Origin of the sequence: Rhizobium sp. YAF28 (assembly GCF_052113285.1) — a bacterium.
Lineage (GTDB): Bacteria > Pseudomonadota > Alphaproteobacteria > Rhizobiales > Rhizobiaceae > Rhizobium.
The window spans coordinates 548,525-561,594 of the sequence record NZ_JBFRCX010000001.1 but is presented as its reverse complement, the minus strand read 5'-3'; the positions used below and the strand labels follow the sequence as shown (position 1 = coordinate 561,594).

Annotated in this window: 17 protein-coding genes and 1 pseudogene; 8 read left to right on the top strand and 10 right to left on the bottom strand. The window is 61.1% G+C overall.

All coding sequences use genetic code 11. From position 1 onward, the window contains the following. Positions 1-67: 67 nt before the first annotated feature. The 4 genes from AB4Z13_RS02985 (at position 68) to AB4Z13_RS02970 (ending at position 3,777) form a co-directional block, all read left to right on the top strand. A complete protein-coding gene (locus AB4Z13_RS02985; protein WP_439015161.1) occupies positions 68-1,621 on the top strand; it encodes an acetolactate synthase large subunit in 1,554 nt (517 codons plus the stop codon). Positions 1,622-1,712: 91 nt separating this feature from the next. Next, positions 1,713-2,609: a helix-turn-helix domain-containing protein gene (locus AB4Z13_RS02980; RefSeq protein ID WP_310387722.1), complete on the top strand. Its 897-nt coding sequence runs from the start codon at positions 1,713-1,715 to the stop codon at positions 2,607-2,609. Between the two features lie 62 nt (positions 2,610-2,671). Next, positions 2,672-3,550: an NmrA family NAD(P)-binding protein gene (locus tag AB4Z13_RS02975; RefSeq protein WP_439015162.1), complete on the top strand. Its 879-nt coding sequence runs from the start codon at positions 2,672-2,674 to the stop codon at positions 3,548-3,550. Positions 3,551-3,627: 77 nt separating this feature from the next. After that, the gene (locus tag AB4Z13_RS02970) at positions 3,628-3,777 is read left to right on the top strand and encodes a hypothetical protein (protein WP_113308362.1); all 150 of its coding nucleotides are present in this window, start codon (positions 3,628-3,630) and stop codon (positions 3,775-3,777) included. 171 nt (positions 3,778-3,948) lie between these two features. On the opposite strand, the gene AB4Z13_RS02965 is transcribed toward AB4Z13_RS02970, so the two are convergent. Then, entirely contained in the window at positions 3,949-4,245 is a 297-nt protein-coding gene (locus tag AB4Z13_RS02965) for a hypothetical protein (protein WP_439015163.1), read from the bottom strand. Between the two features lie 170 nt (positions 4,246-4,415). On the opposite strand from AB4Z13_RS02965, the gene AB4Z13_RS02960 reads away from it, so the two are divergent. Then, a complete protein-coding gene (locus AB4Z13_RS02960) occupies positions 4,416-4,808 on the top strand; it encodes a YkvA family protein (protein WP_439017217.1) in 393 nt (130 codons plus the stop codon). A 17-nt stretch (positions 4,809-4,825) separates the two neighbouring features. Here AB4Z13_RS02960 and AB4Z13_RS02955 read toward each other — a convergent pair whose 3' ends face one another. Continuing rightward, a complete protein-coding gene (locus tag AB4Z13_RS02955; protein ID WP_442205774.1) occupies positions 4,826-5,716 on the bottom strand; it encodes a LysR substrate-binding domain-containing protein in 891 nt (296 codons plus the stop codon). Positions 5,717-5,884: 168 nt separating this feature from the next. Between AB4Z13_RS02955 and AB4Z13_RS02950 the strand changes: the two genes are divergently transcribed. After that, positions 5,885-6,046, top strand: a complete 162-nt coding sequence (locus tag AB4Z13_RS02950) for a DUF1127 domain-containing protein (protein ID WP_081928581.1) — start codon at positions 5,885-5,887, stop codon at positions 6,044-6,046. 13 nt (positions 6,047-6,059) lie between these two features. Here the strand turns inward: AB4Z13_RS02950 and AB4Z13_RS02945 are convergent, their stop codons facing one another. The 5 genes and pseudogenes from AB4Z13_RS02945 to AB4Z13_RS02925 form a co-directional block, all read right to left on the bottom strand. Then, on the bottom strand, positions 6,060-6,596 hold the full coding sequence (locus AB4Z13_RS02945; protein WP_439015165.1) for a 2'-5' RNA ligase family protein: 537 nt from the start codon (positions 6,594-6,596) through the stop codon (positions 6,060-6,062). 98 nt (positions 6,597-6,694) lie between these two features. Continuing rightward, entirely contained in the window at positions 6,695-7,108 is a 414-nt protein-coding gene (locus AB4Z13_RS02940; protein ID WP_113325169.1) for a GFA family protein, read from the bottom strand. A 17-nt stretch (positions 7,109-7,125) separates the two neighbouring features. After that, positions 7,126-7,623: an SRPBCC family protein gene (locus AB4Z13_RS02935; RefSeq protein ID WP_442205773.1), complete on the bottom strand. Its 498-nt coding sequence runs from the start codon at positions 7,621-7,623 to the stop codon at positions 7,126-7,128. After that, complete coding sequence (locus tag AB4Z13_RS02930) at positions 7,620-7,949, bottom strand: ArsR/SmtB family transcription factor (RefSeq protein ID WP_442205772.1); 330 nt, start codon at positions 7,947-7,949, stop codon at positions 7,620-7,622. The genes AB4Z13_RS02935 and AB4Z13_RS02930 overlap by 4 nt, the downstream gene beginning before the upstream one ends. 135 nt (positions 7,950-8,084) lie before the next feature. Beyond that, positions 8,085-8,309 (bottom strand): annotated as a pseudogene (locus tag AB4Z13_RS02925) (calcium/proton exchanger); the annotation flags it as partial. A 164-nt stretch (positions 8,310-8,473) separates the two neighbouring features. On the opposite strand from AB4Z13_RS02925, the gene AB4Z13_RS02920 reads away from it, so the two are divergent. Together AB4Z13_RS02920 and AB4Z13_RS02915 are read left to right on the top strand one after the other, a co-directional pair. Continuing rightward, positions 8,474-9,373 (top strand): NmrA family NAD(P)-binding protein, encoded by a 900-nt coding sequence (locus tag AB4Z13_RS02920; protein ID WP_442205771.1) that lies wholly within the window; start codon positions 8,474-8,476, stop codon positions 9,371-9,373. A 129-nt stretch (positions 9,374-9,502) separates the two neighbouring features. Beyond that, positions 9,503-9,901, top strand: a complete 399-nt coding sequence (locus AB4Z13_RS02915) for a cupin domain-containing protein (RefSeq protein WP_442205770.1) — start codon at positions 9,503-9,505, stop codon at positions 9,899-9,901. A 185-nt stretch (positions 9,902-10,086) separates the two neighbouring features. Here the strand turns inward: AB4Z13_RS02915 and AB4Z13_RS02910 are convergent, their stop codons facing one another. The 3 genes from AB4Z13_RS02910 to AB4Z13_RS02900 all read right to left on the bottom strand — a co-directional run bounded on the left by AB4Z13_RS02910 (position 10,087) and on the right by AB4Z13_RS02900 (position 13,053). Beyond that, entirely contained in the window at positions 10,087-11,025 is a 939-nt protein-coding gene (locus tag AB4Z13_RS02910; RefSeq protein ID WP_442205769.1) for an RNA polymerase sigma factor, read from the bottom strand. 35 nt (positions 11,026-11,060) lie between these two features. After that, complete coding sequence (locus AB4Z13_RS02905; RefSeq protein ID WP_442205768.1) at positions 11,061-11,993, bottom strand: alpha/beta hydrolase fold domain-containing protein; 933 nt, start codon at positions 11,991-11,993, stop codon at positions 11,061-11,063. Positions 11,994-12,192: 199 nt separating this feature from the next. Beyond that, positions 12,193-13,053, bottom strand: coding sequence for a glycerophosphodiester phosphodiesterase family protein (locus tag AB4Z13_RS02900; protein WP_442205767.1), 861 nt, complete (start codon positions 13,051-13,053; stop codon positions 12,193-12,195). Between the last annotated feature and the right edge of the window lie 17 nt (positions 13,054-13,070).

Here is a 13,070-nt window from a genome sequence, read left to right as displayed (position 1 = left end):
ATGCAATATTCAAGGTTGTTCTTATATTCTTCCCGTGCAAGGCTGTTGTAAACAGGAGGAAACGGCCATGAATGGTGCAGACAGCCTGTGTGATACGCTGCTGGCAAACGATGTCAGGGTGTGCTTTGCCAATCCCGGCACATCGGAAATGCATTTTGTGGCGGCGCTCGACCGCAAGCCCGAGATGCGCTGCGTTCTCGGCCTCTCCGAGGGCGTTGTCACTGGAGCGGCCGATGGTTATGCGCGCATGACCGACCGACCGGCAGCGACCTTGCTCCACACCGGACCGGGGCTGGCGAACGGCCTTGCCAATCTTCACAATGCGCGCCGGGCAAGGGTTCCCGTCATCAACATCGTTGGCGATCACGCCTCCTATCATCTTGCCCTTGATGCGCCGCTGACATCTGATATCGAAAGCCTCGCCGCGCCGATGTCAAACTGGGTGCGTCGCATCAGCGGCCCCGAGGATGTGGCAGACGCGACGGAGGCTGCCTTCCGTGCCTCATTGTCACCTCCTGGCGTGGCAACGCTGATCCTGCCGGCAGACGCTGCCTGGGGCCATGTCGAAACGGATCAGCCGGTCAGGCTGTCCCGGCCGGTGCCATCGGCCGTGAACATGGACGTCGTGCGCGAGGTTGCCTCCGCTATCAGAGATACGCCCGGCGAGGCCGGAATCCTCGTCAGCGGTGCGGCTGCCCGTGCCGACTGCCTGGAGATTGCGGGTGCAATTGCGGCCGCCAAGGATGTGCGTCTCTTCAGTGAAATGCAATTGCCGAGGGTCGAGCGCGGCCGCGGCCGTGTCGCTCTGACCCGCATCCCCTATCCGATCGACGCCGCCCTTGATCTGCTGGCCGATATTGATGTGCTGATATTGGCAGGCGCGCCAGAGCCTGTCGCCTTCTTTGCCTATCCGGGCAAGCCTGGACGGCTGGTGCGCAAAGGCTGCAAGGTTCTGACCCTTGCAAGGCATGGCGAAGATCTGAAAGGCGCGCTGGAAGCACTCAGGGACGAACTCGGCGTCAGGCAGTCACTACCTCCGTCGCGATCATCAGGCCTTTCCGACGATATCGTTCCGTTCGGGCATCTGACCGAGGATGCGATCGCAGTGATGGTGGCGGCAAGACTTCCCGACAATGCCATTATCTGCGACGAGGGGGTCACCTCGGCCCGCCGCTTCTTCGAACTTTCGGCCGGCTCGGCGCCACACGACTACCTGATGAACACCGGCGGCTCGATCGGCTGCGGTATCCCGCTTGCGACGGGTGCGGCGGTCGCCTGCCCCGACCGCAAGGTCATCAATCTGCAGGCGGATGGCAGCGGCATGTATACGGTGCAGGGCCTGTGGACGCAGGCGCGGGAAAATCTCGACGTGATCACGATCATCTTCGCCAACCGCGCCTATGCCGTTCTGCATGCCGAGATGCGCAATGTCGGCGTCGACGGCATCGGCGAGAACGCGCGGCGGATGATGAACCTCGATCACCCGGCCTGGGATTGGGTGTTGGTCGCCAAGGGCATGGGCGTCGATGCCGCGGGTGCGCATAGCTGCGAGCAATTTGCCGATCTCTTCGAAAGCGCGCTCAGGCGCCGCGGACCATTTCTCATCGAGGCGATCATCTGAGCTTTCAGGCATGGCCGGTTGGCAAGGCGGCGATTGAGACGTAGCATCCGGCCTTAAGCCGAAAGCCCCAAGCTAAAAGCAAAGACAGATCATGACAGCTTCATCCCTGCAGACCTCACCGCAGATCCTGCTGACCAGCGCCGGACGGGCGTGGAGTGGGCTCGCGGCCGACTTTCTGCATATTCCGCGCGGCATCTCTCGTGTTCCGGGTGGTGACATGCATCGTCTGGGCATCCACTTCGGCCCGCCCGTCAATGCCGATTGCCACTGCGGTGGCCGGCGCATGCGCCGCGTGCAGAAGCCCGGCGATATCGATGTCATCCCGGCCGGCCTCGACGGGTCCTGGGAGGATGATGCCGATTGCCGGATCCTGCGCGTGAGTCTCGATCCCTCGCGGCTGGAACAGGTCGCGGAAGATCTCGGACGGGATGCCGGCAAGATCGAATTGCAGCCGCGATTTCAGCTGCGTGACGCCGGCATCGAGGCGATCTGCCGGGCGATCAAGGCGGATCTGGAAGCCGATACGCCCTCCGACCCGCTCTACATCGATCTTCTTGCCAACGCGCTCGCCATCCGGCTGATCGAGACGTCGAGCGCCGCCGCGCCGCGGCCCGAGATCAACGGCGAACCGAAACTCTCGGCCCGGCAATTGCGGATGCTGACGGAATTCATCGAGACCCATCTGGACCGGAAGCTGCATCTGGCCGACCTTGCGGTCGTTGCCGGTGTCAGCATCACACGGCTGAAGAGCCTGTTTCGCAAGAGCACCGGCGTTTCCGTGCACCAATATGTCATCCGCCGGCGCGTCGAATATGCCCGCGCCCTGATGACGACGACGGATATGGCCGCAAGCGAGATCGCGCTTGCCGCGGGCTTTGCCCATCAGAGCCATATGGCAACGACCATGCGCCGGCTCACGGGCCAGACACCCGGCGAGATCCTGCGCGAAGTCGGCGAATTCCGCCCGAAACTGCAAAGACCGGCCTGAATTTGTGCGACGCCTTCGGGCTCGCCCTTTAGTCCTTGCGCGTCATCAGCAAGGAGAAACACATGATTGCAATCCTCGGAGCCGCCGGAAAAATCGGCTATTCGACCGCCAAGGCACTGCGCGAGGCAGGTGTGCCCGTGCGCGCTATCCTGCGCGATCCGGCAAAGGCTGACCGCCTGACCGCCATCGGCTGCGATGTCGCATTTGCCGATCTGCAGGACGCCAAGGCGCTTGCCGGAGCGATATCAGGTGCGGACAGCGTTCAGGTCATCCTGCCGGCCGACCCGCGGGCCGAAGACATAAAAGGCGATATGCGCCGCTCGATGGAAAGCATTGCCGAGGCATTGGAAGAGGCGCGCCCCGCCCTCGTGCTTGCCATTTCCGACTATGGCGCCCATCTCGGCGAGGGTTTCGCCATGCCGAGCATGTTCCACATATTCGAACAGCGCCTTCGCCAACTGGATATGCGCCGGATATTCCTGCGGTCGGCCGAGCATATGGAAGGCTGGGGTCGCGTTGCGCCGGCAGCGATCGCAACCGGCATTCTGCCGAGCTTTCATGACCCGGTCGAAAAGCCGATCCCCAACGTCTCGGCGCAGGATGTCGGCCGGATTGCCGCAGCTCTCCTGCTTCGACCCGACATCGAAACGCGCGAGCAGATCGTTCACGCAGAAGGCCCGCGCCGCTATAGCGCGAGCGACGTGGCTGCAGCGCTGAGCCAGTTGCTGGGCCGCACGATTACTGCTCAAGCCCTGCCCCGCTCGCAATGGCGGGAAAGCCTGGGCCGGGTGATGAGCGCCAGCGCTGCCGATCTTCTGACCGAGCTCTACGACGTGCATAGCAGGGGTGGCCTCATCGACGTCGAGCCGAATGCACGCGATGTCCGCAAAGGCCCCACCGAGTTGATCGACGCGCTCAGGCCTATTGTCGCTGCACGGTGACTTTGAGAGAGATTGTTCTCGCAAGCGGGAACCGGATGAGGCTGAGGGGGATTTACCCCTCAGCACAGGAGGTTCCGATGATCCGCAAACTGAAGTCAGGCGAATATCGTCTCTATTCCCGCAAGCCCGACGCGAAGACGCACAAACGCAAGAACCTGGGCACTTTCAAGACCCGGGAAGCGGCTGAGAAGCACGAGCGTGAGGTGCAGTACTTCAAGCATCACTAGCGCAATTCCAGCAAAAGTGCGCAGCGGTTTAGTGTCCGGAATTACGTGATAACAAAGAGCTGGAGCATTTCCGGCATTCGAGGAAGGCCGGAAATGCTCTGGCCGGCCTCTGCAGCGATAGTGCTGTCGCTGTCACCACTGCTCAGTGTGCTGCAGGAAGATAGGCCTCGCTCAGTGGCCGACCATGCCTTGCGGATTGGTCCGATAAGGGTCGCTGCGATTGGGCTCGCTGTAATACGTCCGGTAGCCGCCGCCCGAATAGGTCTCCCGATAGCTGCCATTGAGCTGCTGATGTGTCTGGGAGTAGAGATCTCCGTTTCGATAAGTATTGTAGCCGCCGCCGAGATTCTGCTCTCTGATATAGGTATTGCCTGAACTGTCAGTGGAGCATGGAGCCGAAACCAGCTCGCAGGAAGCAGACGCATTCCCGGCGGCCAACAAGAAAAACCCAAACAAAACCGCCTTCATGCAAACTCCCTTTTCGCGAAAATCGGCGTCGCGTATGAGTGCAATGTAACTGAGCGATGAAAAAGAACACACAGAAAACATTTGGGCTCCGCTCTCACTCAATAGATCAAATTATAAACCACGCCTGCAACGATCCGGACCGAATGCTCAAACAGAGAGGCAGCGCAACAATGGGCGAATGGTTGAAGGCGGCGAAACAATGGGCGCGGAGCGTGAAACGCGATGTGGTCGCGCTCTGGATTGCGGCGCGCGACGGCCGCACGCCTATGCTGGCCAAGATTGTCGCCGGCGCGGTTGCTGCCTATGCGCTTTCGCCAGTCGATCTCATCCCGGACTTCGTGCCGGTGCTTGGCTATCTCGATGATCTCATCATCGTCCCGCTGGGCATCCTCATCGCCATCCGCCTCGTTCCCGCGCCTCTGATGTCGGAGTTCAGGGGCATGGCCACCGAGCGCGCGCAGCGCCCGGTCAGCCGTGCGGGCCTTGTGGCGGTCGTGATCATCTGGCTGCTCGCAGCCGCCCTCTGCATCTGGCTTGCATCGGATCTGCTTCTTCTACGCTGAAGCGAGCTTTCGCCGGCCTATTCCCGCACGAAGGCGCTCCGCAGCCAGTCGAGGAAATGGCTTGCGGCTGGCGAGAGCGCCCGGCCGGGCTGAATGACAGCCACGAAACCATTTTCGTAAGTCAGGAATTCCGACCGCTCTACCAGCTTGCTGCTTTTCAGCTCGTTCAGCGCAAAACGCCGCTCCACCAGCGCCACGCCGAGCCCGGTCACGGCGGCGCTGACACAAAGATACATATGCGGGAAATAAAGCTCCGACTGCGCCGAGATGCCGTGCCCGGTCGCCGCCTGCCAGTTTGTCCATTGTTCGCTCATATGGTCGGGCGAAATACGGGTCGGGAAACTGAAATCATCGCCATCGGCACTGAATGGATAATCCGGTGCGGATACCAGGCCAAAGGAAACGGAGGCGAGCGGGATATGCTCGCGCCTGAGCTGCGGCCGCGACAGGCGATCCCAGCTCAGCATGATATCCACCCCGTCCCTCGCCCGGTTCGTGCCGCCGTCACGCGCGCTCGATGACATGGTCAGCTGCACGCGGCAATTCGGATAGAGGCTGTAGAATTCCGCCAGACGCGGCACCAGCCAGACCATGGCGAAGGTGGCGCTGCAGGAAAGGTGCACGCTCGCCTCGTTCCGGCTCGCCTTCAGGTCCTGATAGCGCTCCTCCAGAAGATCGAAGGCCCGCGACACCGTGGTGAAGAAGGCAGCGCCATCCTCATTCAGCCGAAGGCCCGTGCCTGACTTCTCGAACACCGGAAGCCCAAGTTGCTCCTGCAGAAGCTGCAGCTGCTTGGAGATGGCTCCATGCGTGCGCCCCAGCTCATCGGCTGCCCGTGTCACCGAGCCGAGACGCGCGGTGGCTTCGAAGGCCCGGAGATAGGAGAGTGGTGGCAGATTGCGGGCCATGGTTTACTCTTATGTGAGTTTTACTAACGGATGTCGTCAAGATAACGCGCTTTCGCAGTCTCTGAGACTACCATAAAATCATGACATTCAAGCAAACAAGCGGAAATTTCTGCTTAAATCTCCGTTCACAATAGGTGAGATTTGCCAACAGAGAAGGGAAACTTCATCATGCACATGACAGATACACTCCGCCTGTGGCGCGAACGCTGGACCGAACGCCGCCTCTTCGCTCGCGAACTGGATACCCTGCCCGACGAAACGCTCCGGGATTTCGGCATGACACGCGAAATCGCCTACCAGCAGAGCCACCGGCCCTTCTGGCGTGCGTAAGCCACCGAAAGGTTCAGCCCGGCAACTGCCGGTGCCACAACAGCTCGACCGGATGGAAGTGCACGAGTGAAATCCGGTGCAGGCTTGCGGCCACCGGTTGCCAGAGGCCTATCGCACCGCTGATTGCCGCTCCGGCCTCCTCGGGGCTCAGCTGCTCACCGAGCGTAATATGCGGCACCCAGTTTCCCGGCAGATAATGCGGCCAGCACGCCACCCCTGCCGAGGCGGCCGCGGCATGAAAGTCCCGATGAAGGGCGAGCAATTCTGCGGAGACGACAGGCGCGGCGAACAGAACCGAGGCCGGTCCGGGAAAAAGACCGATGCTCGAAAGTTTGACGCTGGGAGTGCTGATATCCGCGCTGAAGCGGTCGAGCGCCTTTGCGATAGGCTCGGGGTCCAGCCCGTCATAGACGGCGAGCGTTATGTGCGGCTCCATGTTCAAACGGCCTGGGGTCACGGCATTGGGCGAAACACGCTCCACATGCTCGACGATCGGCTGAAGCTCTGCGGCGCCGTACGGGTCCAGCTCCATGTAGACGGCAAAAGGCAAGACATCACCTGCTGTGTTTGCAGTACTATGTCAGGCGAAGCCGAGAGCAACAATCCCTGTACCGGCGCATCCTCGACGCGAAGTCAGGACGTCCGCTTTCACGCCGGCGGCATCCTCTCGAATTTCGGCACGGCCGGGTCGAGGTGATCCCAAGCAAAGCCGGCTGCGGTCCAGGACACCAGTTGCGGCTGGTAGCGGCTTGGGTCGTCGAGACTTGCCGGCGTGACGATGAAGACCTCGGGCATATCGGGGAACGTCATGTAGACGGCTGAACCGCATGTCGGGCAGAAGCCGCGCTGCTTGACGGTCCCTCCTTCGCCGACCGTCTGCCACAAGGATGCCTCTCCCTCGACTTTCACCTCCACTGCCACGAAAGTCAGATGCGATTGATGTCCAGTGCCGCTGGAGCGCTGACATTGCCGGCACTGGCAATCGACCATGACGGCCGGTTCGCCTGATATCTCGTAGCGGATCGCGCCACAGGCGCAGCTACCGGTATAGGACTTGGTCATTTCGCTCTCCTCTTGATTCAATGCCGTGTCTGCGTAGACGCCTCTTCGGCGACGACAGCATCGAGCCGCTCGATGACCTTCTTCCACCCCTCGCCCATGTTGCGATAGGCGGTGTCGTTCTTCGGAAGCACGAAGCCGGAATGGACGAGGCGCAGGCGTGTGCCTGTATCGGTCCTGGCGAGGGTGAAGGTGACGACCGTCTCCAGTTTCGAGCCATAACCGTCAGCATTGCTCTCATGGCCGCCCTTCCACGCATAGGACAGCCGCTCGTTCGGCACGACCTCGAGCACCTCGCAATGGATGGTGCCATCCCATTCGCCGGCCGGTTTGGTCTGAAAGGTGAAACACCTGCCGGCCACAGGCGCAAATCCATCAGGCGGCATCAGCCAGCGACCGATCAGCGCACCGCTGGTCAGCGCCTTCCAGATGATATCAGGCGCATGCGGGAAGACTTCATCGACCACGATGGCCTGCGTGTCGGAGGCGTGCCTCTCGCGATTCATAGCTTGGTTCATGGGTCGATTTCCTTCAAGAGCTTTCTGAGATCGGTGAAGCGTTCACGCCAGAAGGTGCCGTAATGGCCCATCCAATCGGCCAGCGGCTCCAGACCGCTTGGCTCGGCGCGGTAATAGACATTGCGCCCCTCCGGGCGCTCGCTGACGAGGCCGGCCTGTTTCAGAGACTTGAGATGCTGGGAGATGGCGCCCTGCGTGACATTGCTGCCGCGGGTCAACTCGACCACGGTGATCTCTTTGGAATTGACGATGCGCTCGAACACGGCCCGCCGCGTGGGATCGGCAAGGGCACGCATGACAGTGGTTATGGTTTCGGCTTCGATCATGGAAAATCAAATAGCCAACACTAATCAATAAGTCAACACTATTGTATTTGATCGCGCATCGAAAACGGTTGATGCAACCCGCGTGACGCCTTACGATCTGGTATCGGTGAGATCATCCTGCTCGGTTCGGGCGCGGCCCGCCGCATCGAGCGCCTGCACATTGGCGGCAGCAAAAATCTCACTCAACAGCGCGACCAGCAGCGTAACGATGACCAGCGCGCCGATGCTCAAAGCAAGCGGCGAGGGTTTTTCTTCCTCGGCAGCATGGCTGACGCTGGCAAAAAGCTCCCGGTGCGGGCGCAGCGAAAACAACATGCCGAGCGCATGGACGGCGATCAGAAGGATCGCCAAGCCGAGGCTGCGGAAAGCGACGGGACGCCCGAAGGCGTTTCTCCAAGATTGCCCAAGCTCCCTCTCCTCGTAGGAGCTAACCGCTGCGGATTTTACGACATTTCATGATTGCTGTCGCGGCGCGCCCTCACCCGTGTTGCTCGGCGGTATCAGTGACGGAACCTCAGGCCGGTATGCGCAGTTATGCATGTGAGCGTCTGCGAGGTTTCACCATGTATGTCGTGCTCGGCGCATCCGGAAACATAGGCTCTGCCGTCATCGACGCATTGCGGGTGTCGGGCGAGACAATCATTGCCGTCGTTCACAGCGCGCAAAAGGCTGCCGCAATCAAGCAAGACGGCGTTGAGCCCGTCATTGCCGATGTGGCCGACACCGGGCAGCTTCGTTCCATTCTGCAAAAAGGGCGCCGAGCCTTTCTGCTGAACCCGCCGGCCGATATCAAAGGCGACACGAACGCCCAGGAGTTGAAGACCGCCAGGAGCATTGCCGCGGCACTCGAAGGATCCGGGCTCGAGAAGCTGGTCGTGGCCTCGACCTACGGAGCGCTTGATGGCGCCGGCATCGGCGATCTCTCGGTGCTGTACGAATTCGAACGCCTCGTGAAGGCAAACGGTATTCCGGCCGCCATCAACCGCGGCGCATATTACTTCACCAATCTCGACATGCTTCTGCAGCCCGCGAAAGAGACCGGACGTCTGGCGACGCCCTTCCCCGAGGACATGAAGATGCCCATGGTTTCGCCAAGGGATCTCGGAGAAGCCGCCGCCGCGCGCCTCAAGAGCCCGATCGGCGACATCGGGATAGACCATATCGAAGGTCCGGAGCGCCATTCCTTTGCCGATGTCGCCAAGGCGTTTTCATCGCGTCTCGGCCGCCCCGTCACGGCCGAGACGATCCCTCGCGAAAAATTTGAGGAATACTATCTCGGGCTCGGCTTCTCATGGGCTGCCGCCCGTTGTTATGCGAAGATGACCGAAGTCACCATCGACACCGGCTTTGAAATGCCCGCCCGTCGCCGTTGGGGCAGGATAACGCTCGATGAGCATCTTGAAACAGTGCAGACAAAGCCTTGACAGAGCGCTTCGCAGATACACAGCGATACAAAAAGCCCTCTCTGCTGAAACATTTCCAATTCATCCCTCTGCTCAAATGAACCCGTCGCCCGATTGCGGGCTTCAACCATCTGACGGAAGGATAGACAGATGAGGACCATCATGATCATGGCAGCAGGCGCTCTCGTCATTGCCGGCGCAATGCAGCTGACCAAGGCCAATGCGGAAGAGCCCATCCAGCGCACCGATCTCGTCCAGAATGATATCGATGTGCCCGGCCATGAGGCCGTCCAGGTTCGTGTCGATTTCGCACCCGGCGCCTCTGCACCCAAGCACCATCATCCGGGCGAGGAAATCGCCTATGTCATTCAAGGCGCGCTGGAATATCAACTCGACGGCCAGAAGCCGGTAACGCTGAAGGCCGGCCAGTCGTTGTTCATCCCCACAGGCGTTGCCCATTCGGCGCGGAATGTCGGCGACGGCAAGGCCTCGGAACTGGCAACCTATATCGTCACGAAGGGTTCGCCGCTCGTCGTGCCTGTGAAGTAACGGCAGATACAGGCCACCGCGCTCTCTGGTGGGTGGCCGGCCTACCGGCAGAGGATCAACCCGCGGACGCGGGTTTCAGCCGGCTCGTCGAGTGCTTCTTCGCCTGGATCACCCGAAACCATCGCCTCGCCAACGACGTCGAGACCACTATCGCCACCGCCGAGACTTCCTCCGCGCCGCCTCTGTCATCCTCCTTGCAAGACGACTGAATCGGTCATGAGTTTTAATTCGGACTCCGAGGCGTTTCCAATGACCCACGGGCAGGCATAATAGTCTTCGATGCGGTCGATGATGCCGCCGGCGACATGGACGCGAACCGGCCACGCGACCTGCCACAGGCCTCCTCGCTGGAAGAGCACGAGCAGGACAGGCTCCCCGTCGATCGCCCCCAACTCCATGGTCCACGTTTCCGGGTTTCGCTCGTATTCGAAGAAATAAGGAGAGTTCCTGAGCAGACCGTCGAAGCAGTCGGCGACCCGCAACCGGGCATCGGCGCTGGTGAGACCCCGCACGCCATCCCAATCATGGCGGTTGAAGAGGTCAACATAGTGCTGCAGGAGCCGAGCGGTGTCGGGATCAAGCGGACGGCTCGGTTCGCCTGTCGGTTCAGCGGGCAAGCCGGCGAGCTTCGCCCGTCCACGGGAGAGCGCGGCTTTGACGCCGCCAACCGTCGAATCCACAAGTTCTGCTGTCTCCTCCAGTGAATAGTCGAACACATCCTTTAGCAGGACGCAGGCGCGCTCCTTGGGCGGCAGTCCGCCGACCAGCCGTTCGATGGCGCGACGTGCATCGGTCGTCGCCGGCTCCGCAGCGACGACGCCGATGTCGTCCGAATAGGCGCTCTCCGCGCGCTCGCGCGCATCGCGCCGCCTCAGAAAGTCGATGCAGCGATTGTGAGCGATGCGAAACAACCAGGGTTTCAGCCTGCGGGCCTCATCGAGGGTCTCGATCTTCATGTAGGCCTCGAATAGCGTTTCCTGCATGAGATCCTCACCGTCGAGCCGTGAGCCGGTCATGCGGGCGCAGTAGCGATGCAACTGGGCACGAATGTCTGACACCGTCTCAAGGAAGGCTCGATATCGCACGTCAAATAAACCGACCGGTCGCTCCCGCATGCCCTTCATCTGTCACATCCTAGCGTCATTGAGGAAGATACGAGTCATGCGACTTCGTGACTTTCACCGCGTGCTGCCGCGGCTCCGGTCAGGCCGAGCTTGGGGCGAACCCACTGTGCAAACCGCTCTATCGCATCGTCGGCTTCGGGAGCGCGGCCAGCCATCATCTGGAACGAGTGCAGCATCCCCGGAAATACCTCTAAGCGCACCTCGACGCCCGCGGCCTTCGCACGGTCCGCGAGTACTCGGCTGTCGTCAAGCAGGGTTTCGTCTTCGCCCGCTTGCAGACAGATCGGCGGCAGGCCGTTGAGATCGGCAAAGATTGGGCTGGCGAATGGATTTCGAGCATCGGCCCCTCCGAGCACTTGTGCTGCCAGCATATCCACGGTCGCCTTCTGGAAGAAAGCGTCCTTTTCGCGGTTAGCGTCGTAAGAGAGGCCACTTGCCGACAGATCATGCCAGCCAGAGATGCTGAGGAGCGCGGCCGGCAGCGGACGTCCCGCATCACGGAGTTTCATCGCGGCTGCAATGATCAGGCCTGCGCCAGCGGAATCGCCTGCACCGATAGTGTGCTCCGGCCCGATACCCTGCTCGGCCAGCCATTCGAACGCGGTTACGACCTGCTCGATTTGCCGCGGGAACTTGCTCTGAAACGAGTAGTCGTAAGTGACGATCAAAGCGTAACAGCCAACCGCCTTGGCGAGGTGTCCGACCATCTTGCGATGCGTCCAGATCGATCCGCCGACATATCCACCGCCGTGCACATAAAGCATGACCCGATCCCTGGCCGCCAGTTTTGGCTGCACCCACAGCGCAGTCTTGTCTCCGAGGTTCGTCTCGACGTAATCGACGCCGCCCGGTTCCGCCGTCAGAACGGACCACTCGGAGGCCTCCGGCGGCAATTCTCGACCGCTGCGCCAAGCCTCTGCGTTCGTTTCGTAGTATATCTTGTTTGCCAAGCTCTGCTTGCTATCCATTGTCACGCTCCAATTTGTTAGGGGGCGATGTCGAGGACGACCGCCAACAATAACCAAGACGGACGATCGCGCCGAAAGGATACGTCACCAGCAGATCTGAATTTCAGGACGGACTCCTAGACTCACTGTGTCGGGCGGCCCGAATGCGGAAGATGCGGGCCACCACGCGTCGGCGGGTGGCCCGCAGATCGGCAGAGGATCAACCGGCGACGCGGGTTGCTACGGGATTTTGCGCCGCTTTCCGCGCCTCGATATAGGCCCGCAGCGCGGCCGGCTCGTCGGTCTGGATAGTGCTGATGCCGGCATCCATGAGGCGGCCCCAGATGGCGTCGGGCTCGGTGAGCGCCCTCGTGTCGATCCATTCGCCGCTTGCGGCCATATCCAGCGTGTTGAACCAGATCGCCATATTGGCATCCCGGAAGAGCTGCTGGTTGTTTGCGATCGTGTTGAGCTGATCGAAGCGCAGCTCGCACATGAAGGGCCGGATTTCCGAGAGCAGCGAAAGCGTCTCATGGATACCGGCGGCGGTGAAATGCGCCATCGCCATGAAGGGCACGCCCTCGATGTGCTGGGCTCGTACCCATGCGAGATCTTCGCGGGTCATGACTGTTGTCTTCAGGTCGACGGAGGAGGCCACGCCCATCTCGCGGGCGCAGACCGCCACTTCCGAAAACAGACCGCGATCCTTCAGGTCGAGATCGGCAAAGATGCGCCCGCGAATGGTTTCAAAAACCTGCTTCAGCGTCGGAATGCGCTGGTCGGTGGTGGCGCGGTGCTCACCGCCATTGTCTTCGCGCAGCGTGATCGCCTGCAGTTCGGCCATGGTGAAGGTCTCGGCGTCGCGGTCGATGCCGGCCATGCGCAGGAGCGTGTCGTCATGCATCAGGAAAAGCTCGCCATCGGCGCTCTTGCGCACATCGATCTCGACGATATCGGCGCCGACAGCGATGGCCTTTTCGATGGAGGCCAGGCTGTTTTCCGGCGCGCCATGCCAGGCGCCGCGATGGGCGACGATGGCGCAGCTGCGATTCGGCTCGGCGATGAAGTCTTTGTAGCTCATGTTTACGTCCTTATGTG